Genomic DNA, 23,290 nt, shown 5'->3' with positions numbered 1-23,290 from the left:
ACCCGGCGACGCCCGGCGGCGGCCTCCGGCGGTTTCCAGTGGCGTTCAGCGGCTTCCGGCGGCGTCTCGTCCGGCGATGTCGCCTTTGCCGCCGCTTCCGGCCCCCGACGCAGCCCAGGTCAGCGGCCCCGGGTGGGACGGGTTTCCCCCGTGGGCTTGTCGTCAGGCAAGATGGGGTGTATCTGCCCACACCTCTATTGCTGCCGGACGGTTTCTCTTGGCTGAGTTCATCTACACCATGCGCAAGACGCGCAAGGCGCACGGCGACAAGGTGATTCTCGACGACGTCACCCTGAACTTCCTGCCCGGCGCGAAGATCGGTGTCGTCGGCCCCAATGGCGCCGGTAAGTCCACGGTGCTGAAGATCATGGCCGGCCTGGAGCAGCCGTCCAACGGTGACGCCTTCATCTCGCCCGGCTTCAGCGTCGGCATCCTCATGCAGGAGCCGAAGCTCGACGAGGAGAAGACCGTCCTGCAGAACGTCCAGGACGGCGCCGCCGAGATCATGGGCAAGCTCAAGCGCTTCAACGAGGTCGCCGAGCTCATGGCGACCGACTACTCCGACGCGCTGCTCGAAGAGATGGGCAAGCTCCAGGAGGACCTGGACCACGCCAACGCGTGGGACCTGGACGCCCAGCTGGAGCAGGCCATGGACGCCCTGGGCTGCCCGCCCGGCGACTGGGCCGTCACCAATCTCTCCGGCGGCGAGAAGCGGCGTGTGGCGCTCTGCAAGCTGCTCATCGAGGCGCCCGACCTGCTGCTCCTCGACGAGCCCACCAACCACCTCGACGCCGAGTCGGTGAACTGGCTGGAGCAGCACCTCTCGAAGTACGCGGGTGCGGTCGTCGCCGTCACCCACGACCGGTACTTCCTCAACAACGTCGCCGAGTGGATCCTCGAACTGGACCGCGGCCGCGCGCTCCCGTACGAGGGCAACTACTCCACGTACCTCGACAAGAAGGCCGCCCGCCTCAAGGTCGAGGGCCGCAAGGACGAGAAGCGCGCCAAGCGGCTCAAGGAAGAGCTGGAGTGGGTCCGGTCCAACGCCAAGGGCCGCCAGACCAAGTCCAAGGCCCGCCTCGCCCGTTACGAGGAGATGGCTGCCGAGGCCGACAAGATGCGGAAGCTGGACTTCGAGGAGATCCAGATCCCGCCGGGCCCGCGCCTCGGTTCCATCGTCGTCGAGGTCGAGCACCTCTCGAAGGCCTTCGGCGACAAGGTCCTGATCGACGACCTGTCGTTCACGCTGCCCCGCAACGGCATCGTCGGCATCATCGGTCCGAACGGCGCGGGCAAGACCACGCTGTTCAAGATGCTCCAGGGCCTGGAGACGCCGGACTCCGGCACGGTCAAGATCGGCGAGACCGTCAAGATCTCGTACGTCGACCAGTCCCGCGCCAACATCGACCCGAAGAAGACCCTCTGGGCCGTCGTCTCGGACGAGCTGGACTACATCAACGTCGGCCAGGTCGAGATGCCCTCGCGGGCGTACGTCTCCGCGTTCGGCTTCAAGGGCCCGGACCAGCAGAAGCCGGCCGGTGTGCTCTCCGGTGGTGAGCGCAACCGCCTGAACCTGGCGCTGACGCTCAAGGAGGGCGGCAACCTGCTGCTCCTCGACGAGCCCACCAACGACCTGGACGTCGAGACCCTGTCGTCGCTGGAGAACGCCCTGCTGGAGTTCCCCGGCGCCGCTGTGGTCATCTCCCACGACCGCTGGTTCCTGGACCGCGTCGCCACGCACATCCTGGCGTACGAGGGCGACTCCAAGTGGTACTGGTTCGAGGGCAACTTCGAGTCGTACGAGAAGAACAAGGTCGAGCGCCTCGGCGCGGACGCGGCCCGCCCGCACCGCGCCACGTACAAGAAGCTCACCCGGGGCTGATCACCGTGGCCCGTCACCTCTACCCCTGCCCGCTGCGCTGGTCGGACATGGACGCCTTCGGCCATGTCAACAACGTGGTCTTCCTCCGCTACCTGGAGGAGGCGCGCGTCGACTTCATGTTCCGGCTGGCGCCTGGGGACGGTTCGCCGTCCTTCGCGGGCGGTTCCGTCGTGGCCCGCCACGAGATCGACTACCTCCGGCCGCTGGTCCACCGCCACGCGCCGGTCACCGTCGAGTCCTGGGTCACCAAGCTCGGCGCGGCGTCCCTGACGATCGCGTACGAGATCAAGGACGCGGATCTGGTGTACGTGCGGGCCTCCACGGTCGTCGTGCCCTACAACCTGGAGGAAGGGCGGCCCCGGCGGATCTCCGCCGAGGAGAAGCTCTTCCTCCAGGAGTACATGGAGCAGGAGCCCGCCGCGGCATGACCATGCCCGTGCACTCCGTGCTCTTCGCCGACGCGAGGGAGGCGGCGGACCTCGCCGCCTTCCTCGGCCGGCTGCTCCACTACGACCGCGCCGCCGCCGTCCGCCTCCAGGCGGCCGGCGGGGCGCTGGCCGTGTTCGGGCGCCCGCCGTCGTTCGACGTGCTGGCGATCCGTACCGCCCGCCTGGCCGGAACCGGGAACCCCGAGACCTTCGACATCACGGTGTCGGCGGGGGAGTTCCTGGAGACCCTCGGCCCCGAAGGCCCCGAAGGTCCCGAGGACTCCGACGGAGGCGCCGGCGTCCTGCCCGCCCCCGTCACCGGACCGCCCTGGACCGGGCTGCTGCCGCCGCGCGGCCCCTGGCGCGAGATACCGGGCCTGCCGGGTCCGCTGGACCTGCGTACCGCGCTGACCACAGCCGTCGGCGAGTTCCGCGCCCGCGACGAGGCGCTGCCCGAGGAGCGCCGTACCCGGGCCGAACGCGATCTGATCGGCCGCGAGATCTGGTCCCGGCAGGTCGGCGGGACCCCGCTCCCGCTGCGTGCCGTGCACGCCGCCCAGTCGCTCGGCTTCCTCCGCCCCCAGCCGGACTTCCCGGTCAGCCTGCTGTCGGCGGGTTCCTGGCTGCGCCTACGGACTCCGTACGGCTCCGTCGCGCTGCGCGCCGAGGGCAGCGGCGGGCTCGGGGCGCTCCAGGTGTCGGTCGGCCGGCGCTGAGAATCCCGCGCCGGCCCCCACGCGTGCGTCAGGTCGGGCGGCGCTGAGACCCCCCGCCGGCCTGGCCGCCGCCGGTGGCTCAGTCGGCCGTGTTCACCATCGAGGCCGCCGCGTACGTGAGGTAGGACCACAGCTGCTGCTCGTGCTCGGGGGCGAGGTCGAGCTCGTCCAGGGCCACCCGCATGTTGGCGAGCCAGGCGTCGTGCGCCGCCCGGTCCACCCGGAACGGCTGGTGCCGCATCCGCAGCCGGGGGTGGCCGCGGTGGTCGCTGTACGTCCGGGGGCCGCCCCAGTACTGCATCAGGAAGAGCGCGAACCGCTCCTCGGCCGGACCCAGGTCCTCCTCCGGGTACATCGGCCGCAGCAGCGGGTCCTGGGCCACTCCCTCGTAGAAGCGGTGCACCAGGCGCCGGAAGGTCGCCTCGCCGCCGACCTGCTCGTAGAAGGTCTGCTCCTGAAGCGTGTCGCGCGGGTTCTCTGTCACGCCTCCATGGTCGCAGACGTACCGGCCCAGGTCCGGGGTCCTAGGACCCCCGGGGACCGGGCTCCCGGGACACCCTGGGGCCGGCAGCGGGGCGGGCCCACGCGAAGACGAGCCCGGCGAGCGCGCAGACCCCGGCCGACAGCAGCAGCGACCAGCCGGTGTGCCCGGCCGCGGCGGCGCCCATGAGGGCGACGCCGAGGGTGGCGCCGACCTGGCGTACCGCGTTGAGCAGGCCGCCGGCCGCGCCCGCGGTGCCCTCCGGGGCGGCGCCGACCACCGCCGCGGCGAGGGCCGGCAGCACGAAGGAGATCCCGAAACCGGTGAGCAGCAGGCCCGGCGTGAGCCAGAGGAAGCTGCCCCCGGCGAAGGCCGGGCAGGCGAGCGCCGCACCACCGGCGGTCAGCAGGGACAGGCCGGTCAGGACGGGGAGCCGGGGGCCCCTGCGCGCCACGATCCGGCCGGTCAGCGGCGGGTTGGCGGCGAAGGGAACCGTCAGCGGCAGAAAGACGAGCCCGGTCTCCAGCGGGCTCAGCTGCCACTGCCGCTGGAGCAGCAGGGGGAGTACGAAGAGCGCGCCGGCCAGCGCGAAGCCGACGGCCGCGGCGGCCAGCAGACCGGCCCGCACCCGGGCGGACCGCAGCAGGGCCCGGTTCAGGACCGGCGACCGGCTTCCCCGTTCGCGTACGAGGAAGGCGAGCGCCGCGAGGAGGAACCCCGCCGACGACCACACCGCGTGGCCCACGTCCCGCGCCCCGGCGGCGATCAGCGCGTCCGTGAGCAGCGCGAGCGCCACCGCGGCGGCGGCCTGGGCGGGCCAGTCGATGGGGCGGTCACCGCGCGGACAGGCCACCGAGCGGGTCCGGGTGAGGACCAGCGCCACCAGCCCGACGGGCACGTTGACCCAGAACACCGCGCGCCACCCGGCCGCCCCGACCAGGGCGCCCCCGGCGAGCGGGCCGGCCGCGACGGCCGCCCCGCTGACCGCGGCCCACACCGAGATCGCGCGCGCCCGGGCGGCCGGCTCCGGGTAGAGCCGGCCGATCATCGCCAGGGAGGCCGGTACGCACGCGGCCGCGGCGGCGCCGGAGACCGCACGGAGGAGGAGCAGCGCGGTCAGGCCCGGGGCGACGGAGCTGAGCAGCGAGGCGAGGACGAACACCGTGACACCGCCCCGGAAGAGCCGGTCCGCCCCGAACCGGTCGGCCGCGGCCCCGGCCGACAGCAGCAGCGCCGCGAAGGCCACGGTGTAGCCGGTGACCGCCCACTGGAGTCCGGCCGTCGACGTGCCCAGGGAGGAGGCCAGATCGGGTTCGGCGACGGCCAGCACCGTGGTGTCGAGGAGGACCATGAAGTAGCCCAGCGAAATGCCCGTCAGTGCGCGGGCCCGCCGCGCCTTCGGGCTCTTCGGGCTCTTCGGGCTCTTTGGGCTTTTCGGGGGCTTCGGACTCTTCGGGTTCTTCGGGGCGGAGAGGCCCGGGGAAGCGGGCGGGTCGGCGACTGGCATGACGGGACGGCCTCCAGGGCGGTGTGCGAGCTGGGGAGTTCCGGCAACGCGGGCAGGGTGCCGGGCGAACTCGGGTGCAGGCGGCTCACCTTGGCCGTTCCGGTGGGTGGGTTCCACCGGCTCGTCCGCACGGAGCGTTCGGAATCCCCGAACGCTCCGACGCGTTCTCCTCTGCCATGGAGCTACGCCAACTCAGAGTCTTCACGGCCGTCTTCGACCACCGGACCGTCACCGCGGCCGCCGTCGCGCTCGGCCTCGCTCCCTCCTCGGTCTCGGAGCAGATCCGCTCCCTCGAATCGGCTCTCGGGGTGTCCCTCTTCGACCGGGGACCCCGGGGGATGGAGCCGACGGCCGCCGGGCAGCGGCTGTGCGGCTGGGCGCGTTCGCTGCTCGACACGGCCGAAGCGGCCGTCCGCGACGTCCGGGCCGAGCGACGGAGGCTGCGGCTCGGCGCCCTGGAGACCCTGGCCGGCTCCCACGTCCCGCTGGTCCTCGCCCGGCTGGCCGAGCGGCGGCCCGAGACCGACGTCGAGGTCCACGCCGACGGCAGCCGCCAGCTGCTGTTCGCCGACGTCGTGGCGGGGCGGCTCGACGCGGCGTTGCTGCTGGACTCCGGCGAGGAGCTCGGCGGCCTCGGCTTTCCGCCGCCGGCCGAACCGCTGGCGTTCGTCGATCTCGACCCGGTCCCGCTCGCCCTGGTCGCCGCCCCGGCCCACGCCCTGGCCGGCCGGAGCGCGCTGGTCCCCGCCGACCTCGACCGCGAGCGGCTCCTGGTCAACGTCCCGGAGTGCTCGTTCCGGATGGCCGCCGACCGCATCCTCGGCCCCGGCCCCGAGCGGGTCCGGGCCGGCGGGGTCACGGTGATGCGCGCCTGGGCCGAGCACGGCCTCGGCATCGCGCTGCTGCCGCACTTCGCGGTCGCCGACAGCCTCCGGGCGGGCACCCTGGTCCGGCTCGGCCTTCCCCTGCCCGACCTCAGCCTGCGCCTCGTCTGGCGCGAGGACCGCGAGGCCCTGCCCGGCCTGCGGGACATCCTGTACGCCGCGTCCCACGCCACCCACCCGCCCTCGTGACGGGCCCGCCGCTCGCCCGCCGGGCGCCGCCGCAGGAGAGTGGAGGCATGGGTGGACCACAGCGCGCGGGGCGCGATCCGTTCGAGACCGAGGGGGCGGCGGCCCGGCAGGCCATGGTGCGGCTCATCGTGGCCGACGGCGGGCTGCGCGACCCCGCCTGGCGCGCGGCCTTCGAGGACGTGCCCCGCCACCTGTTCGTGCCGTACTACTACGAGGGCGGGCTCCTCGGCCACGTACGCCTCTGGTGCGAGGACGCCGACCCCGGACGCCGCGAGCAGTGGCTGCGCGGGGCGTACGCGGACGGGCCGCTGGCCACCCGGATGAAGGACGGCGAACTCGTCTCCTCCAGCAGCCAGCCCTCCCTGATGGCGCTCATGCTCGACGCGCTGGACGTGCGCGACGGCCAGAGCGTGCTGGAGATCGGCGCGGGCACCGGCTACAACGCCGCCCTGCTCGCCCACCGGCTCGGCGACCGGGCGGTCACCACCGTCGACCTCGACCCGGAGATCACCGAGTCCGCCCGCCGCCACCTCGCCGCCGCCGGGTACCGCCCGACCGTCGTCACCGGCGACGGGGCACGCGGCTGCCCGGGGCGGAGCCCGTACGACAGGATCATCGCGACCTGCACCCTGCCGCTGATCCCCGAGGGCTGGCTCGCGCAGTGCGCCCCCGACGCGCGCATCCTGGCCCCCTTCGCCACCGGGCTGATCCTTCTCCGGGTGCGGGAGACGGCGGGCGGACGGCGGGCCGAGGGGCACTTCCTGCACACCCCGGCGTTCTTCGTACCGCTGCGCGGGACGCCGGAGCGGTACGGCGGTCGGGCGCGGCGCATGACGGGGAACGACCTCTACTCGTTCCTGCTCACCCTGGCGGGCGGCTCGCTCGGCGCGGACGAGGCGATGAACCTCTGGGAGGGCGAGGGACGCCCCGGCCGTGAACGCTTCGGCCTCACCGTCGACGCCCGGGGCCGGCAGTGGGCCTGGCTGGACGACCCGGAGGGCCCGTACACATGGCCCCTCACCGGTCACGAGGAGCGGTGAGGGGCCATGGGTTCACATGAGGGCGAGCGGCGCCCGGCGGGTCAGCCCCGGCGGACCGTGATCGTCGTCCACGCGCCGACGTGCACCTGGTCGCCGTCCTGGAGCGGGACCGGCACGTAGGGCTGGATCGGGTCCTCGGCGCCGTTCAGCGTGGTGCCGTTGGTGGAGTTCTGGTCCACCACCGCCCAGCCGCCGTCCGGCTGCTTCACCAGGACCGCGTGCTGGTGCGAGACGCCCGGGTCCTCCGGCGGCACCGCCAGGTCGATGTCGGGCGACTCGCCGGTGGAGTGCCGGCGGCGCCCGATGGTGACCTGGCTGCCCGCGAGTTCGAGGTGCTGCTCGGGGGAGTACGCGGGCAGGTTCAGCCCCGTCGCCTCCGGGCCGCTGCGCTGCATCATCGCCAGGAAGTAGTCACGGTCCGGCGCGATCACCGCGGTCCAGGTGGCCGGCCGCGGCGGCTCCTGCCCACCGGGACCCGCCTGGCCGCCCTGCGCTCCGGGACCCGCCTGGGCACCGGGGAAGCCGCCCTGACCGGGGAACGGCGGCGGGAAGGCCCCCTGGGGGCTCTGCTGGAAGGCGTGCGGCGGCTGCTGGTGCGGCGCGGGGGCGTGCGGCGCCTGGGCACCCGCCTGCGCACCGGCCTGGCCCTGTGAGGGCGGCGGCAGCATCCAGTCGTCCGCCTCCGGCGCGGACACCGGACCGGGCGCGGGCGGCGCGCTCTGCTGGAACGACGACGGCGGCGGGCTCTGCTGGAACCCGGCCGGCGGGCCGCCCTGCTGTCCCGGGCCGCCCTGCTGTCCCGGACCACCCTGCTGACCCGGCTGTCCCGGCTGGCCCTGCGGGAAGGACGGCTGCCCGGGGTGGCCGGGGAACTGCTGCTGCCCGCCCTGCGGGAACGGCGGCGGCCCGCCCGGCCCGCCCTGGGGGCCCGGCTGTCCGGGACGGCCCTGCTGGCCCGGCTGTCCCTGCTGGCCCGGCTGTCCCTGCTGTCCCTGCTGGAAGGCCGGGGGCGGCGGACCCTGCTGGAAGGAGGCAGGCGGCGGCCCCTGCTGGAAGGCGCTCGGCGGGGCCTGCCGGCCGTCGCGGTCCGGTACGAGGGGCTCCGCCGGGCGGTTCAGCTGCGAGGGGCGCGAGCCCTGGTACTCGTAGGGGTCGCGCGGCTGCGGAGGCTGCGGACCGTGGGACTGCGGGCCGTGGGACTGCGGGCCCGAGGACTGCGGCCCCTGGGACTGCGGGGCCGGGGGTGCCTGCCGGGGGCCGGGCTGCGCCTGGAAGCCGGGCGGCAGGTTGAGACCGGGCACGGGGCCGCCACCGGCGCCGGGCTGCGGAGCCAGCGGGGTGTACGAGGTGGCCGTGTTGGTGAGGAAGTTCCACCGGCACTCCTCGCAGAACGGCGCCCCGGGCTCACGCGGGGTGCGGCACTGCGGGCAGAGCTCGACGCCGGCGGTCTGCTGGCCGCCGGGGCCGGGGCCCTGCGGATAGCCGTACCCGGGAGCGGGCGGCGGCGGAGGGGGAGGCGGGGGGACGGCACCGGGCGGCCGGGCTCCGGCCATGCGATGTCCGCAGACCTCGCACCAGTCCTCGGAACCCGACTGGTGTCCGTTCGGGCAGGTCGGCATGTCGGCGCTTCCCCCTCTCCTTGTCCGGCCCAGGGGGCCGTCATGCTCGTCGATCGCCGTGCGCGCGGCGGGGCGGAGGGTCCGCCCTCGGCCGTGCGGACGACTCTGTCGCTCGGCTTCGTCTGTGTCGTTCTCTTGCTACTTCTTGACGCGAACGGTCTTGGTGGAGCGCGTTTCGAGTGTCATCTCGTCCGCTTCCGCGACCTTCGCTTTCAGTCGCACAGTACCTGTCGCGGCGTCGACCACGTCGACCACCTTCGAAAGCAGCTTCGCGGTGTCCTCGTTGCCGGAGACCGACGCGAGCTGCACCGCGCGCCCCAGTTTCGCGGTCGCCCCGTTCAGGTCTCCGGCCTTGCGGGCGTCGAGTCCCTGCTGGATCACCCGGGCCAGCTCGGCCTGGCCCGTGTAGTGCGCGACCTGCGGATTCATCGCCGTGGACGCCACCAGGTCGTCGGTCCACACCGCGCGTACGAGCCCCTGCGCGAGGGTCCCCGGAGCGCCCCCGCCCGCAGGGGCCGGGAGGACCAGAGAGACCCGCGCCGCCAGCATCTCCTGGCCGATCCGGGCCTGGGGAACCCTGACGCACACGTGATAATCGCGGGATTCGTCACCCCAGGAACCCGTCGGATAGTCCCCGGCGCGCGGCCCCGCCTCCGTCCGGCGCCCGGTCAGGTCGACGACCGACGGAGCGACCTGCTTCACGAAGAGGATCTCGGTGTCCACCGGCGTCCAGAGCCGCAGCGCCACGTCCGCGACCTCCTTGCCCATGGCGTTCTCCATCATCCGCGTGAAGTCCGCCGCCAGCCCGGCCGGGTCGGCGACGATGTCTGCGGTGCCCAGCAGGGCGGAGGCGATGCCCGTGACCTCCTTCACCTCCCAGTCGGTGCCGACGCCCCGGGCGTCACAGGTGAAGCGGCCCGCGCAGGCGTCCAGCGCCGCCCGCAGGTCCTCCGGCGCCTCGTGCTCGTTGCGCCCGTCGGTCAGCAGGATGCCGTGCCGCAGATCCGCCCCGGCGGTGCCGAACAGCCGGTCGGCGAGGCGCAGCCAGGTACCGATCGCCGTGCCGCCGCCCGCGCTCAGCCCGCGCAGCGCGTCCTTGGCCTGCGCCTTGGTCAGGTGGTCGGCCGTGGCGAGCCGGCCGTTGCCCGGGTAGACGTCCCTCGCCACGTGCGTACCGGCCACCACCGCGAACCGGGTGCCGTCGCGCAGGGTGTCGATGGCCGCCGCGGTGGCGTCCCGGGCGTTGCGCATCTTCGTCGGCGGATAGTCCATCGACCCGGAGCAGTCGACCATGAGCACGACCGCCGCGTTCGACGCGGATGCGGATGCGGATGCGGATGCGGACGCGCCCGCGTTCCCGGCGAGCGGCACGCCGCCCGTCGTGCCGCCTCCCGTGGAGGTGACGGTGACGATCGCGTTGACCTCACGGCCCCCTTCGGGGAGGTAACTGTTCTGGTACACGTCGACGGAGAACCGCGGCGCTTGCGACTTGGAGAAGTTGGCCATGGAGCGGCTCCTCGATGCCCCACCGGAGGGACGGATGCGGGCGTGCGTTGGACGGTCGGTGACCAGGCGGCGAAGCGGTGGGAAACGGTGGGAAACAGCCGGAAGCGCCCGGGAGGCCGTCAGCCGGAGTGTGCCCCGGCGGGCGGTACGGCGAACGGCAGCAGCGCCACTGTTACGTTGTCGTGGCCCCCGCCGTCGAGCGCGTGCCCCACCAGCACCCGGGCGCCGTGCAGGGGGCGTTCGCCCGCGTCCCGGGGCATGGCGGCGGCCATCTCCTCGGCGGACTCCGCGTAGTTCCACAGCCCGTCGGTGCAGACCACCACGGTGCCCGGCCGGTCGGGCTTGAACGCCGCGGTGTGCGGGTCGAGTTCGTAGGCGTCCGCGCCGAGCCAGCCGGTGATCGCGTGGGCACGCTCGTCCGCGTACGCCTGCTCCTCGCTCATCAGGCCCGCCGCCACCATCTGCGCGGCCCAGGAGTCGTCCTCGGTGAGCCGGGCCGGCTGCTGGGTACGGTCGGCCGGCACCCAGTAGACGCGGCTGTCGCCGACCCAGCCGACGATCAGCAGACCGGCGGCGACGACCGCACCGACCAGGGTGCAGGCCGGGGCGTTCTGGTGGCGGTGCGGATCGTGCTCCGCCGCGCCCTCCTGCTCCTCGGCCAGCGCGTTGACCGCCCGGGAGGCCGCGACGATCGCGTCGTGCATCGCCTGCTGCGGGTGCGTACCGCGCGGCAGCGACTCCAGGAGGGACGCGTCGGCGGCCCGCGCGGCGGCGGCCGACGCCTCGTCGGGCCGGTGCGCGGAGGACACCCCGTCGCAGACGATCGCGACGACGGCCGGCGAACCGTCCGGCAGCGCGGTCGTCGACACGGCGAAGGAGTCCTCGTTGCGGTGGTGGCGCAGTCCGCGGTCGCTGACCGCCGCCACCGCGCCGAGCTCCCGCTCCATGTGGTCGCGTTCGCGCGGCTGGGCGTGGCCGCAGGTCTCGCAGTACCCGTCGGTGTCCACCCGGCCGGCCCGGCAGGCGACGCAGAGCTTGGTGCCGGCCGGGGCGCTCGTGCCGGCGGCGGGCGTCGTGGCCGTCGCGGCGGCCCCGGGGGCGGGGGGCGTGGGGGCGCGCGGGTCGGTGGCGGGTACGCCCGCCGGTGCGGACCCCGGTGCGGATCCCGGTGCCGCGAGCTCGAAGTCCCCGGAGTCGTAACCGGCGTTGGTGCCGGAGTTGGTGCCCGGGCCGTGGTCGGTGCGCTGCCCCGGCACCGCCCGGTCGTCGTGGCGCACGGCGGGCGGGGCCACCGGCGCGGCGGATGGAGCCGCCGCACGGGCGTACAGCGGGTGCCCCGCGGAGTCCAGGCCAGGCAGGTCGGCCGGACGGTGGACGGGCGCGGGCTGGTCCGAGGTGTCGGTCTCGGACGCGGGCGGCCACTGGACCGGAGCGGGAGCCGCAGCAGCCGAAGCCACCGCAGCAGCCGCTTCCCCCGGAGCAGCCGAAGCCCCCGGAGCCGTCGGGGCCACCGGAGCCACCGGCTGAGCAGGCGGAACAGGCGGAACCGGCGGAACCGGCGGGGCTGGCGGAACAGGCGGGGCCGGTGGTGCTGCCGGTGGGGGCGGAGGCGGGGTGGTGATCGCCATCGTCGGCCGGTCGCCCGGCCGTTCGGGCACCGCCGACAGGTCGTAGCCGCAGGCGCCGCAGAACAGGTCGCCCGGCTCCAGTGGTTCCGCGCAGCTGGGGCACGTCGGCAGGGCAGCCGCCTGCTGGTGGATCTGTGACATCTTCACACCCACGTCCGGGGGCGGAAACGGTTGGCCCGCTCCACCAGTTCGATCCTCTCGTCGCCCTGCTGAGCCAGCCTGGCGAGCATCCGATAAGCGCGTTCCAGCCCGAACCGGAGCCCCCGCTCGTCCAGTTCGCTGCCGAGCAGCTTCCGCGCGCCCGGCCCGAAGGGCGCGGGGCCCGCGGACGGACGGGCGGGTCCTGTGGAGAGTACCCAGTCCAGCGCCGTCCCCAGCACCTCCGTCGACAGGCGTTCGCGGCGCACCGCGTCCAGCCCCAGCCCGGCCAGCGCCGTGATCTGGTCCGAGGCGGCGGCCAGGTCGTCCGCCAGCGGCTCTCCCGGGTCGCGCCCGCGCAGCCGCGCGCGGACCGAGGCGACCCGGGCGGCCGTGAAGTGGATCGACGCGGCGGGCACCGACTCCAGCGTGCGTACCGCACCCGTACGGTCCCCGGCGGCGAAGCGCACCCGGGCGAGCCCGAACGCGGCGCTGACGAAGCTCGGATCGGTGGTCCAGACGAGGTGGTAGTAGTCGGCGGCGTTGTCCAGCTGCCCCAGCACCTCCGCGCAGACGCCGAGCGCCAGCTTGGGCGCCGGTTCGCCCGGGAACGCGTCGTACACCGCGTCGAAGGAGAGCGCCGCGCGCTCGCGGTCACCGGTCACCAGGGAGACGACTCCCCGGTACCAGACCACCCGCCAGTCGTCCGGGTGCCGGGCCTCCAGCTCGCCCAGTACGTGGCCGGCCGCCCCGTACTCCGCCAGCTCCAGCAGGGCGCGCAGCTCGCGCAGCCGGGTCTCCGGGGAGGGCGCGGGCACGGTGCGCAGTGCGCCGATCAGCTCCTGCGGAGCCGCGGCCATCACCCCCGCGAGGAAACCGGCGTTGGGGTCGCTCGCGTCGACACGCGGCACCGGCAGCGCGAGCGCGGTGGCACCGGCGTCCACTCCGTCGAGCCACTGCCCGGTCCCGGACGGTGCCGGTCCCGCCCCGGACGACAGGGCCGGAGCGGCTGCCGCCGGGTGGGCGTACGCCGGAGCCACCGGCTGCGACGGCACGTAGGGGGACGGCCCACCGGCCGGCGGACGGCCGCCCGGCGCCCCGCTCGCGTGGGTGGGCGGGGCCGCGAGGGCCGCCGCCGAGGGCTGGTACCCGGCCGGCGGGGTGTGTCCGGACGGCGCGGAGTACGGGGAAGGCCCCGCGTGTCCGGAGGGCCCCGCGTACCCGGAAGGCTGGGAGTTCCCGGTGGGCCCCGTGTACCCGGAAGGCGTCGCGTACCCCGGGCCCGGTGCGTACCCGGCGGGCTGCGGGCCGGGCGCCGCGGTACGGGCCGGGGGGACGGCGCCGTACGGACCCGGGCCCACCGGCAGCGCCGCCGCCACCGCCGGAGCCACCGCGCCCGGAGCCACCGCGCCCGGGGCGACGGTCCCCGTACCGACGGCTCCCGCCTCGGCCCCAGCGGCGGGCTTCCCGCGCCGCTTCGGGCGTTCTGCCCGCCCCGCCCGTGCCCCCGCCCGCGAGCCGCGGCCGCCGAGGCGGGAGACGTCACCGGTCAGCTCGGCGAACAACTCCGTGTCCGTCACCCGCAGTTCCGGGCCGAACAGGGTGGACAGGGCCGGGCGCGGGCGGCCCGACTGGAGCGCCACGACCTCCCGCAACACCCCCGTCAGCTGCTCGGCCATCTCCTCCGCCGAGGCGAAACGCCGCGCCGGGTCGGGGTCGGTGGCGCGGACCAGCAGCCGGTAGAAGGACTCGTACGTCCGGAAGACCTCGATGTTCTCCGGGTCCGGCAGCGAGTCCACGAAGACGTTGGTGTAGCCCTGGAAGTCGAAGGTGAGCACGGCGAGGGTCCGCGCCACCGTGTACAGGTCGGAGGCGACCGACGGGCCGACCTCCCCGACCTCGGGGGCCTGGTAGCCCACCGTGCCGTAGATCGCCGACTCCTCGTCGTCCATCCGGCGGACCGCGCCCATGTCGATCAGCTTGAGCTGGTTCTCCGTCTGGATCGCGTTGTCGACCTTGAAGTCGCAGTACAGGAGGTTGCGGCTGTGCAGGTGGCCGAGTGCCTCCAGCGCCTCGATCCCGTACGCGCACGCCTGCTCGACCGGCAGCGGATCGCGCCTCCCGGACGGGGTGCGGCGGTCGTTGGCGATCTCCTTGAGGGCCTTGCCGCCGACGTACTCCATCACGATGTAGCCGTCCAGCGAACCCGTCCGCTGGTCGAGGTGCTCGACGAAGTTGTAGATCCGCACGATGTTGGAGTGCTCGATCTCCGCGAGGAAGCGGCGCTCCGAGATGGCCGCCGCCATGGCGTCCTGGTCGCCCGTGTCCAGCAGGCCCTTGAGGACCACCCAGCGGTCCGAGACGGCCCGGTCCACCGCGAGGTACACCCAGCCGAGCCCGCCGTGCGCGAGGCAGCCCGCGACTTCGTACTGCCCGTGCACCACGTCACCGCCGCGCAGCTTCGGTACGAAGGAGTACGGGTGCCCGCACTTGGTGCAGAACCCCTCGGTGCGGCCCGGCCGGTCGCCGCGCGCCCGGCCCACCGGCGCCCCGCAGTCCGAGCGCGAGCAGAACCGCTTCCGCTCGGGGACCTCGGGGTTCGCCATCACGGCCGCACAGGGATCGGGGCGCGGCACGTCCGGCACCTGCACCAGGCCCGCGCCCAGCCGCCCCCGGCCGGAGGAGCCGCCCGAGGCGCCGGAGGCCCGTACCGACACCGACGGCACCGTCCCCGCCCCGCCGGACAGCCCCCGCGAGAGCCGGCCCGAGACGGACCGCCGCGAGGTCGACGAACGCGAGGAGGCCCGGCCCGAGGCGCGCGAACCGGCAGGTGCGGACGCCGAGTTGCCGCCGCGCGCGGCGAAGGGGCCGCCCGCGATGCCGGTGGGCGGCGAGGCGACCATGCCGTTCGGGGAGACCACGGGGGCCAGACCGCAGGTGTCGCAGTACAGCTCGCCCTCGCCCATGTCCTCGTACGCGCCCTCGCACGTGGGGCGCTGGCACCGGGTACTCATCGGGTCTCCCCCTCGTCGGGCCGGCCGTGCCGGTCGTGCGCGTCGTGCAAGTCGTACCGCCGGTCCTCGGGCGGGGGCGTCCGGCCCGGAGCGGTCATCTCGGCGGCCGTGCGCTGGTAGCGCAGCACCGCCTGGTCGGCGACCCGCAGGTCGCAGGGCGCGCTCCACAGCATCCGGCGGGCCGCGTCGTACTGCTCGATCAGCAGCGGGTCCTCCGCGAGCCCGTGCCGCGCCACCTTCGCGCGGTACGCGTCGAGCCGGCCCCGCAGCTCCGCGCGTACGGCGAGCGGGGCGGTCACCGAGGTCAGCGACTCGCGGGCGCGCAGCAGCTCCTCCTCCGCCTCCCGCTCCAACTGTTCGAGGAGCGGCGGGAGCCGGTGCCAGCGGGCGTGCCTGCGGTGCTCGGAGGCGGCGGCCAGCCGCTCCTGGAGCGCGGTCGGCGGACCGCTGACGGCGGGCACCTCCGAGGCGGCGATCTTCGCCAGCACCTCGCCCCGGGCGGCCCGCGCCTCGGCCAGCGTGCGGTCCGCCCGCGACAGCACGTCCCGCAGCCGGGCGAGCCGGTGTTCGGCGTCCTGCCGGACGGCGAGGACCGCCTCGATCTCCCGCCGCACCTCCTCCAGCGCGCGCGCCGCCCGGTCGTACCGCGCGGTGTCCGCGCGCCCGCTGCCCGGCGCCGCGCTGCCCGGCCCCGGCAGCCAGAACGCCAGCGGGTCGGCGATCACCAGGGCCCGCAGCTCGGCGAGCTCCCGGGTGATCGACTCCAGGTCGTCGCCGGACGGGTGCTCGCCCGGCCGGACCCCCACGGAGTGGGCCAGCGAACGGGTGCGGTGGAGCTCGGCGGCGAGCAGGTCGATCCGGGCGGGCAGCGCCGACCAGACGGAGTCGGAGGCCACCACCATGTCGAGCGAGCGGGCGTAGAGCGTGTTCATCCGGCTCACCAGCTCCTCCAGCGAGAAGCGTGTCGCGAGCCGGGCCGGACCGGCGACCGAGGGGTCGGGCGGGGCGGCGCCGTGCGCCACGGTGATCTCGCGGCCCCGGAGCAGCCCGGTGAGGGTCTCCAGGTCCTCCCGGCCGGGGTGACGCCTGCGGGCGCGCACCTCGCGCGCCCGGGAGAGCGCGTCGGCGTACGCGTCGAAGTACCCCCAGAGCAGGGTGATCGACCGCTCGGTGGCGGCCCAGCGCTCCTTGGTCACCCCGGACAGGTCGGCACCCTCCAGGAGGCGCCGGCCCGCGTGGTCCTGGAGAGCGAGGAGTGAGGTCTCGATCGCCTCGTGCTCCGCGCCGAGCCGGGCCAGCGCACGGTCCGCCTCGTCCCGGTCCATGACGGGGCCCGGGGGCCTGGCCGCGTAGCTGGGGAAGGGTCCCGCGACGCCCATCGCTCACCTCTCCGCTCTCCCCGCCGGCCCGCAGGCCGCCGGGATCAGTTGCTCCGGTACGAGGGCGCCGGGGGCGCCGTGAAGCCGGGCAGCCCGGCCTCCAGCCAGGTGCGGTACGAGCGCATCCACGGGCTCCCCGCACCGCCGCTGCGGTAGTCCGCCAGCACCTGGTTGACCCGGGCCACCAGGTCGTCGGAGCCGAGCTTGGCGGCGACGCCGTAGTACTCCGTCGTGAACGGGCCGCCCTTGAGCTCCACCGTCGGGTCCTGGGCGACCTGGCCCGCCGCCAGCGCGTTGTCCGTCACCACGGCGTCCACCTCGCCGAGCTGGAGGCGCACCAGGCAGTCGAGCTGGCTGGGGACGGTCAGCCGGTCCTCGTCCCCGGCGGTGCCGTCGTGCGCGTCCTCGAAGACCGCGCCGTACGACTGCTTCTTCAGGGCCTCGTACGCGGTGGAGCCCTCGGCGGTGCAGACCCGCTTCCCGCGCAGCGAGGCGTTGTACCCGGTGATGTCCGAGGCCACCGGGGCGAGCACCTGCTGCCCCGCCCGGAAGTAGGCGGTGGAGAACGCGACCTGCTTCAGCCGCGCGCAGTTGATCGTCATGGTCCGCACCACCACGTCGACCCGGCCGCTCTCCAGCGCGGCGATCCGCTGGCTGGTCGGGATGGCCCGGAAGACCACCTTGGAGGAGTCGCCGAGGATGTCCTGGGCGATGGCCCGGACCAGGTCGATGTCGAAGCCCTCCAGCTTCCCGGTCGCCGGATTGCGGTACCCCCAGCGGTAGCTGTTCTGGTCCACCCCGGCGATGAGCTTGCCGCGCTCCTTGATCCGCTCGACGCCCGGACCGTCGTTCCGCGACGGCGGCAGGCTCGCCTCGGGCTTGTCGCAGGTGTCGGCGCGCGCCTGGGTGGCCCTCGCGGTGCCCTGGCCCGAGTCGCCGCCGAACGAGCCGGTGGTGTCGTGCGTCAGCGGCAGCAGGGCGAACAGGGCGGTGAGCACACAGGCCACCGCCATGGCCGTCACCCCGCCCCAGCCACGCAGCCTGCTCCCGCCGGTCCGTGTCCGTGCCCGCGCCATCGCTCCCCCTCCCACCGCTCCTCCCCCTGCCGGCTCTCCTGCCGGTCCGTCCGCGTTCACCGGAACTCCCCGAGTCGCCGGCCGATCCCGGTGATCGCGGCGACCGCTCCCAGCACCGCCAGGACCCCCGCCCCGACCGCCAGCCCGTCCAGGGCGCCGCGCCCCTTCCCGGCCGCCGCGTCGAACTGCCTCTGCTCGTGGGCCAGGGCCGTCTCCAGCGCGGCGTCCACCTTCGAGAAGCACTCGCCGGTGGAGCCCTTCGCCCCGATGACCAGGGCGAGCGCGCCCTCGTAGTCGCCGCCGTCGTCGGTCTTCCGGGCGTCGGCGTGGCGCTTCTGCCACTCCGTCACGCTGCTGACGGCCGTCTTCACCGGGGTGCTCCCGGGGTCGTCGTCGGCCAGCTCGCCGGCCTTGCCCAACTCGGTGCGCAGCGCGTCCATGTCCGCGGTGTAGTCGGTCTGGTACTGGTCGGCGGAACCGTCCGCGGTGAGCACCGCGCCCCGGGCGACCAGGGTGAGGTTCTCGTTGGCGCGGGCCTTGAGGGAGGCGATCCGCGCGCCGTTCAGCACGTCCAGCGAGGCCTGGCCGTCCGCCATCGCGTGGTGCAGCTCGGTCCTGGCCAGGGCCTGCCCGGCGGCCAGCCAGACCAGCGCGGCGGCGGTCGCGGCCGTCGCGGCGAGCAGCCCGCGGCTGAAGACCCGGTTGGTCCGGCGGTAGTCGCGCCGCTGCGCCCAGGCCAGCACGGCGAGGGCCACGATCCCGGCGGCGAGGGCGACGAGCGGCCACTGCCGGGCGTCGCGCTGGTCGGCGTCGAGCCGGCCGGTCTCCGCCGTGTACAACCGCTCGGCCGCGGGGAGCAGTTCACCGCTCATCTTCTGGTTGGCGTACCGGAGGTAGGCGCCGCCCAGCGGCAGCCCGAGACGGTTGTTGGCGCGGGCCCGCTCGACCAGGCCGGTGTAGACCGGGAGGAGCTCGTTCATCGTGCGGATCTCGCGGCCCGAGGAGGTGGTGGCCTCGGTGTTCGCCGCCGCCTTCACCAGCAGCCGGGAGGCGTTCCGGATGTCCTTCTCGTACTGGGCGCGGACGCTCGAAGGCTCCTCGGTGCCCGCGAGGAACCCGCTCGCCGCCATGGTGTCCGCGTCGGCGAGCGAACGGTAGACGGCCGCCGCGTCCGCGCTCAGCGGCTGGCTCCGGCTCACCACGTCGTCCGCGGCGGCGGCCCGGCCGGAGACCTCCACGGCGGTCACCGCCCCGAACGCCACGACGAGCAGGGCGAGTACGGCTCCGACGAGCCGCAGCCGCCCCGGCTCCGTCGTCGCCGCGTCGCGCAGCCGCCCCGCCAGCGCGGATGCCGCCCCGCGCCGCTGGGCGGGCACGCCGGAGACCGGCGCCGCTCCGTGCTGTCGCGGCGGGCCCCCGATCGGCGGGTGTGTCACTCGGCTTCCCCCTCGGTCACTGACGGCGCCGTTGCCCCCGGCCGGTCGGGGGGAGTGGCGCCCGGGCTGAAGTATGGCCGCAGTGACCGGCATCCACCAGGAATACCGGGATCTCGCGCCGGACCCGGGCCTTTACGGCCGTTACCGGACCGCCTCCGCTGTGAACACGATCGGCACAGGTGATCGGTTCCCGTGCGTCAGGTCCGTCCCGTACGACGGTGTACGGGAGTTGACGGACCGGCGGGTTCGCCGGTGGCCTCCCGGGGCGATCCGGCGCGCCCTCAGGCGTACCGCGCGCGCAGCCTGGCGTGCGCCTCGGGTGCCGCCCCCGTGTGGTCCAGGCCCAGCAACGCGGCCCCCAGCACCGGCGGTTGGGCCACCACGCGGATCTCGGCCCGGGGTGCGCGGGCCGCCAGCAGCGTGGCGATCCGGCGGTCCAGGTCCGGGTGGCGCGCGGCCAGCACGCTGCCGCCGAGAATCACCGGAACGTGCTCCTCCAGAAGGCCGAGCCGGTCCAGCGCCACCGAGGCCATCACGACGACCTCCTCGGCGAGCCGGTCCACCACCGCGCGCGCCACCGGGTCACCGGCCGCGCCCGTCGCGAAGAGCACCGGGGTCAGCTCGTGCCGGCGCTCGTACGGGATGTGCTCCCGGTGCAGCGCCTCGATCAGCTCGTACATCGAGCCGAGCCCGAAGTGCGCCGGGAGCGCCCGGGCCAGCTCGGTCGGCTCGCCCCGGCCGTCCTCGGCGCGGGCGGCGAACCAGAGCGCCTCCTCGGCGAGCCCCGAACCGCCGCCCCAGTCACCGGACATCCGGCCGATCGCGGGGAACCGGGCGGTGCGCCCGTCCGGCAGCATGCCCACGCAGTTGATCCCGGCGCCGCAGACCACCGCGACGCCCCGGGGTTCGTCCACCCCGGCGCGCAGCACGGCGAAGGTGTCGTTGCGCACCTCGACCGTGTGCCCCCAGCCGCGTTCGAGCAGCGCGGCCGCCAACTCCTCCTCCTCGACGGGGAGGTCGGCGTTGGCGAGGCAGGCGGCGACGTGCGCGACCGGGCCGGCCGGCTCCCCGGCCGAGGCGTACGCCCCCGCCACGGCGACGGCGAGCACGTCCAGCGCGGCGGGTATGCCGACCACGGGCGGCTGGAAACCGCCGCCCCGGCCCGTGCCGAGCACCGTGCCGTCTTCGCCTATCAGCGCCACGTCGGTCTTGCTGTTCCCCGCGTCGATGGCGAGGACCGAAGCGTTCACGCCCACGCGAGGTGCTCCCGGTTGTGCGCGATCAGCCGGTCCGTGAGGCCCTCGGCGTACTCGTACTGCCCGACCAGCGGGTGGGCGAGCAGCGCCTTGAAGACGCGGTCCCGGCCGCCGTGCAGGGCGGCCTTCAGCGCCAGGTCCTCGTACGCGGTGACCTGGGCGATCAGCCCGGCGTACAGCGGGTCCAGCGCGGGGACCGCGAGCGGTACGGCGCCCGAGCCGTCGACCCGGGCCTGCGTCTCGATCACCGCGTCGTCGGGGAGGAACGGCAGGGTGCCGTTGTTGAGGGTGTTGACCACCTGCACGGTGGCGGCGCCCCCGCCGAGCAGCGAGGACGCCAGGTCCACCGCCGCCTCGGAGTAGAAGGCGCCGCCGCGCTTGGCGAGCAGCGCCGGCTTCTCGTCCAGCGCCGGATCGCCGTACATCGCGAGGAGTTCCTTCTCCATCGCGGCGACCTCCGCGGCCCGGGACGGCTTGGTGCCGAGCTCCCGGACGACCTCGTCGTGCGCGTAGAAGTACCGCAGGTAGTACGAGGGCACCACGCCGAGCCGGTCCACGAGCGCACGAGGCAGGTGCAGGTCGGCGGCGATGGACTCGCCGTGCCCGGCCAGCAGCCGGGGCAGCACGTTCTCGCCGTCCGGGCCGCCGAGGCGTACCCCCAGCTCCCAGGAGAGGTGGTTCAGCCCGACGTGGTCGAGGTGCACCTCGGCGGGGGAGACGTCGAGCAGCCGGGCGAACTTCCGCTGGAAGCCGATCGCGACGTTGCAGAGGCCGACGGCCTTGTGGCCGGCCTGGAGGAGCGCCCGGGTGACGATGCCCACCGGGTTGGTGAAGTCGATGATCCAGGCGTCCGGGTTGCTGCGGCGGACCCGCTCGGCGATGTCCAGCACGACCGGCACGGTCCGCAGCGCCTTGGCGAGGCCGCCCGCACCGGTGGTCTCCTGGCCGACGCAGCCGCACTCCAGCGGCCAGGTCTCGTCCTGGTTGCGCGCGGCCTGTCCGCCGACGCGCAGCTGGAGCAGGACCGCGTCGGCGCCCTCCACCCCGGCGTCGAGGTCGGAGGTGGTGGTGATGGTGCCGGGGTGGCCCTGCTTGGCGAAGATCCGCCGGGCGAGGCCGCCCACGAGGTCGAGGCGGTCGGCCGCCGGGTCGACGAGCACGAGCTCCTCGATCGGCAGGGTGCCTTGCAGACGGGCGAACCCGTCGATCAGTTCGGGGGTGTAGGTGGACCCGCCACCCACTACTGCGAGCTTCATGTCAGCCCTTCACTCCGGTCAGTGTGACGCCCTCGACGAATGCCTTCTGAGCGAAGAAGAAGACGGCGATCACGGGGGCCATGACCAGAACGGTCGCGGCCATGGTCAGGTTCCAGTCGGTGTGGTGTGCGCCCTTGAAGGACTCCAGGCCGTAACTGAGCGTCCAGGCGGCCGGGTTCTCGGAGGCGTAGATCTGCGGCCCGAAGTAGTCGTTCCAGGCGGCGAAGAACTGGAACAGCGCGATGGCGGCGATGCCCGGCTTCGCCATCGGCAGCACCACCCGCAGCAGGGTGCGCAGTTCGCCGCAGCCGTCGATCCGCGCCGCGTCCAGGTACTCGTCCGGGATGGTCAGCAGGAACTGGCGCAGCAGGAAGATGGAGAAGGCGTCACCGAAGGCCATCGGGACGATCAGCGGCCAGAGCGTCCCGGAGAGGTCCATCTGCTTGGCCCAGAACAGGTACATCGGGATGATCACGACCTGCGGCGGAAGCATCATCATCGAGATGACCAGCATCAGCGACAGCTTGCGGCCCTTGAAGCGGAACTTCGCGAGCGCGTAGGCGACGGGCACCGAGGAGACCACGGTCAGCACGGTGCCGGCCCCGGCGTAGAGCAGGGTGTTGCGCCACCAGGTCAGGAAGCCGGGGGTGTCGAAGACCCGCCGGTAGTTCTCCCACTCCCAGGTGTCGGGGGTGAGGTCGCGGGTCAGCGCCTGCTGGTCGCTCATGAGCGAGGTCAGCACCACGAAGACCAGCGGGAGGACGAAGAAGAGCGCGGCGGCGACGCCGAGCGCGTGCACCGCGATCCAGTGCAGCAGCGCCTTGCGGCGGGCGGTGCGCTCGGCGGGCGGCCGTCCGGTGCGGACGGCCGCGGCAGGGGCTCCGGGGGAGTCGAGCAGCTGGGTCATGATCAGTCACCGGCCTGGACGAGGTTGTTGCGGCCCCGCATCAGCAGTGCGGTGAAGGCCATGGCCAGGGCGAACAGGACCAGGGCGACGACGCAGGCGGAGCCGTAGTCGAAGCGCTGGAAGCCGAGGTTGTAGACGAGCTGGGGGAGCGTCAGGGTCGACTTGTCGGGATAGCCGGGCTCGAAGGACTGCCCGGAGCCGCCGATCACGCCGGAGGCCACCTTCCCCGCCACCAGCGGCTGCGTGTAGTACTGCATCGCCTGGATGACCCCGGTGACCACGGCGAACATCACGATGGGCGAGATGTTCGGCAGGGTCACGAAGCGGAACCGCTGCCAGGCGGAGGCGCCGTCCAGCTCGGCCGCCTCGTACTGCTCGACGGGTACGTCCAGCAGCGCGGCCATGAAGATCACCATGAGGTCGCCGATGCCCCAGACCGCGAGCACGGTCAGCGCCGGCTTCGACCAGGACGCGTCGTTGAACCAGCCGGGCGTCGGCAGCCCGAGGTTCCCCAGGATCGAGTTGACCGGCCCCGTCCCCGGGTTGAGCAGGAAGACGAAGGCGAGGGTCGCGGCCACGGGGGGCGCGAGGTAGGGCAGGTAGAAGAGGGTGCGGAAGAGCCCGGTGGCGGTCTTGATCCGGGTGATCAGCAGCCCGATGCCGAGGCCGAACACCACCCGGCAGGTGACCATGACGATCACCAGCCAGAGGGTGTTGCGCAGCGACGGCCAGAACATCGGATAGTCGGTGAAGACGTACGTCCAGTTGGTCAGCCCGTTGAAGACCGGTGCCCCGAACCCGTCGTACTTCGTGAAGGAGAAGTAGACGGTCGAGATCATCGGGTAGGCGAAGAAGAAGCAGAAGCCGACCAGCCAGGGCGACAGGAACGCCACCGTGCGCAGCGCCGACCTGCGGCGCTTGGAGCGGAGTGTGTACGTGGTCATCGCG

At 74.1% G+C, this 23,290-nt stretch carries 17 protein-coding genes and 1 pseudogene; 5 read left to right on the top strand and 13 right to left on the bottom strand.

Annotated elements, in window-relative coordinates:
• The first annotated feature begins 217 nt into the window (after positions 1-217).
• The 3 genes from ettA to OG599_RS11350 are packed head-to-tail and all read left to right on the top strand — an operon-like array spanning position 218 to position 3,026.
• Positions 218-1,882, top strand: coding sequence for an energy-dependent translational throttle protein EttA (ettA, locus tag OG599_RS11360; protein ID WP_327175863.1), 1,665 nt, complete (start codon positions 218-220; stop codon positions 1,880-1,882).
• A gap of 5 nt (positions 1,883-1,887) precedes the next feature.
• Positions 1,888-2,310 carry an acyl-CoA thioesterase gene (locus OG599_RS11355; protein ID WP_327175862.1) on the top strand — a complete coding sequence of 141 codons (423 nt, stop codon included), beginning with the start codon at positions 1,888-1,890 and terminating at the stop codon, positions 2,308-2,310.
• Entirely contained in the window at positions 2,307-3,026 is a 720-nt protein-coding gene (locus OG599_RS11350; RefSeq protein WP_327175861.1) for a hypothetical protein, read from the top strand. The genes OG599_RS11355 and OG599_RS11350 overlap by 4 nt, the downstream gene beginning before the upstream one ends.
• 79 nt (positions 3,027-3,105) lie before the next feature.
• Here the strand turns inward: OG599_RS11350 and OG599_RS11345 are convergent, their stop codons facing one another.
• Both OG599_RS11345 and OG599_RS11340 read right to left on the bottom strand, forming a co-directional pair.
• Positions 3,106-3,510: a globin gene (locus tag OG599_RS11345; protein ID WP_327175860.1), complete on the bottom strand. Its 405-nt coding sequence runs from the start codon at positions 3,508-3,510 to the stop codon at positions 3,106-3,108.
• Between the two features lie 40 nt (positions 3,511-3,550).
• Positions 3,551-5,014, bottom strand: coding sequence for an MFS transporter (locus OG599_RS11340; RefSeq protein WP_327175859.1), 1,464 nt, complete (start codon positions 5,012-5,014; stop codon positions 3,551-3,553).
• A gap of 176 nt (positions 5,015-5,190) precedes the next feature.
• Here OG599_RS11340 and OG599_RS11335 point away from each other — a divergent pair, with 176 nt between their 5' ends.
• Both OG599_RS11335 and OG599_RS11330 read left to right on the top strand, forming a co-directional pair.
• Entirely contained in the window at positions 5,191-6,087 is an 897-nt protein-coding gene (locus OG599_RS11335; RefSeq protein ID WP_327175858.1) for a LysR family transcriptional regulator, read from the top strand.
• A gap of 47 nt (positions 6,088-6,134) precedes the next feature.
• Complete coding sequence (locus OG599_RS11330) at positions 6,135-7,127, top strand: methyltransferase domain-containing protein (protein WP_327175857.1); 993 nt, start codon at positions 6,135-6,137, stop codon at positions 7,125-7,127.
• Between the two features lie 41 nt (positions 7,128-7,168).
• On the opposite strand, the gene OG599_RS11325 is transcribed toward OG599_RS11330, so the two are convergent.
• From OG599_RS11325 to OG599_RS11275, 11 genes and pseudogenes are all read right to left on the bottom strand, one after another.
• Positions 7,169-8,746 (bottom strand): FHA domain-containing protein, encoded by a 1,578-nt coding sequence (locus OG599_RS11325; RefSeq protein WP_327175856.1) that lies wholly within the window; start codon positions 8,744-8,746, stop codon positions 7,169-7,171.
• A 138-nt stretch (positions 8,747-8,884) separates the two neighbouring features.
• Positions 8,885-10,252, bottom strand: coding sequence for a vWA domain-containing protein (locus tag OG599_RS11320; protein ID WP_327175855.1), 1,368 nt, complete (start codon positions 10,250-10,252; stop codon positions 8,885-8,887).
• A gap of 119 nt (positions 10,253-10,371) precedes the next feature.
• Positions 10,372-11,757, bottom strand: a pseudogene (locus tag OG599_RS11315) (PP2C family protein-serine/threonine phosphatase); the annotation flags it as partial.
• Positions 11,758-12,023: 266 nt separating this feature from the next.
• Complete coding sequence (locus OG599_RS11310) at positions 12,024-15,032, bottom strand: serine/threonine-protein kinase (protein WP_327175853.1); 3,009 nt, start codon at positions 15,030-15,032, stop codon at positions 12,024-12,026.
• Entirely contained in the window at positions 15,029-16,411 is a 1,383-nt protein-coding gene (locus OG599_RS11305; protein WP_327175852.1) for a hypothetical protein, read from the bottom strand. Before OG599_RS11305 ends, OG599_RS11310 begins: the two co-directional genes overlap by 4 nt.
• Before the next feature lie 44 nt (positions 16,412-16,455).
• Positions 16,456-17,487, bottom strand: coding sequence for a glutamate ABC transporter substrate-binding protein (locus tag OG599_RS11300; RefSeq protein ID WP_327175851.1), 1,032 nt, complete (start codon positions 17,485-17,487; stop codon positions 16,456-16,458).
• A gap of 56 nt (positions 17,488-17,543) precedes the next feature.
• Positions 17,544-18,923: a hypothetical protein gene (locus tag OG599_RS11295; RefSeq protein ID WP_327175850.1), complete on the bottom strand. Its 1,380-nt coding sequence runs from the start codon at positions 18,921-18,923 to the stop codon at positions 17,544-17,546.
• Between the two features lie 281 nt (positions 18,924-19,204).
• Entirely contained in the window at positions 19,205-20,179 is a 975-nt protein-coding gene (locus OG599_RS11290) for an N-acetylglucosamine kinase (protein ID WP_327175849.1), read from the bottom strand.
• Positions 20,170-21,435 carry a 6-phospho-beta-glucosidase gene (locus OG599_RS11285; protein WP_327175848.1) on the bottom strand — a complete coding sequence of 422 codons (1,266 nt, stop codon included), beginning with the start codon at positions 21,433-21,435 and terminating at the stop codon, positions 20,170-20,172. Before OG599_RS11285 ends, OG599_RS11290 begins: the two co-directional genes overlap by 10 nt.
• Before the next feature lies 1 nt (position 21,436).
• On the bottom strand, positions 21,437-22,342 hold the full coding sequence (locus tag OG599_RS11280) for a carbohydrate ABC transporter permease (RefSeq protein ID WP_327175847.1): 906 nt from the start codon (positions 22,340-22,342) through the stop codon (positions 21,437-21,439).
• A 2-nt stretch (positions 22,343-22,344) separates the two neighbouring features.
• Complete coding sequence (locus tag OG599_RS11275) at positions 22,345-23,286, bottom strand: carbohydrate ABC transporter permease (RefSeq protein ID WP_327175846.1); 942 nt, start codon at positions 23,284-23,286, stop codon at positions 22,345-22,347.
• Positions 23,287-23,290 lie beyond the last annotated feature (4 nt).

This window comes from Streptomyces sp. NBC_01335 (assembly GCF_035953295.1).
GTDB lineage: Bacteria > Actinomycetota > Actinomycetes > Streptomycetales > Streptomycetaceae > Streptomyces.
The sequence above is the reverse complement of the archived record's forward strand: the minus strand, read 5'-3'. Positions and strand labels throughout refer to the sequence as shown.

What these genes read in the sequence shown, in the direction of transcription:
- OG599_RS11275 (WP_327175846.1), bottom strand. Translation starts at nt 23,286, where the DNA reads ATGACCACGTACACACTCCGCTCCAAGCGCCGCAGGTCGGCGCTGCGC.
- OG599_RS11280 (WP_327175847.1), bottom strand. Translation starts at nt 22,342, where the DNA reads ATGACCCAGCTGCTCGACTCCCCCGGAGCCCCTGCCGCGGCCGTCCGC.
- OG599_RS11320 (WP_327175855.1), bottom strand. Translation starts at nt 10,252, where the DNA reads ATGGCCAACTTCTCCAAGTCGCAAGCGCCGCGGTTCTCCGTCGACGTG.
- OG599_RS11325 (WP_327175856.1), bottom strand. Translation starts at nt 8,746, where the DNA reads ATGCCGACCTGCCCGAACGGACACCAGTCGGGTTCCGAGGACTGGTGC.
- OG599_RS11330 (WP_327175857.1), top strand. Translation starts at nt 6,135, where the DNA reads ATGGGTGGACCACAGCGCGCGGGGCGCGATCCGTTCGAGACCGAGGGG.
- OG599_RS11340 (WP_327175859.1), bottom strand. Translation starts at nt 5,014, where the DNA reads ATGCCAGTCGCCGACCCGCCCGCTTCCCCGGGCCTCTCCGCCCCGAAG.
- OG599_RS11300 (WP_327175851.1), bottom strand. Translation starts at nt 17,487, where the DNA reads ATGGCGCGGGCACGGACACGGACCGGCGGGAGCAGGCTGCGTGGCTGG.
- OG599_RS11350 (WP_327175861.1), top strand. Translation starts at nt 2,307, where the DNA reads ATGACCATGCCCGTGCACTCCGTGCTCTTCGCCGACGCGAGGGAGGCG.
- OG599_RS11305 (WP_327175852.1), bottom strand. Translation starts at nt 16,411, where the DNA reads ATGGGCGTCGCGGGACCCTTCCCCAGCTACGCGGCCAGGCCCCCGGGC.
- OG599_RS11335 (WP_327175858.1), top strand. Translation starts at nt 5,191, where the DNA reads ATGGAGCTACGCCAACTCAGAGTCTTCACGGCCGTCTTCGACCACCGG.
- OG599_RS11310 (WP_327175853.1), bottom strand. Translation starts at nt 15,032, where the DNA reads ATGAGTACCCGGTGCCAGCGCCCCACGTGCGAGGGCGCGTACGAGGAC.
- OG599_RS11285 (WP_327175848.1), bottom strand. Translation starts at nt 21,435, where the DNA reads ATGAAGCTCGCAGTAGTGGGTGGCGGGTCCACCTACACCCCCGAACTG.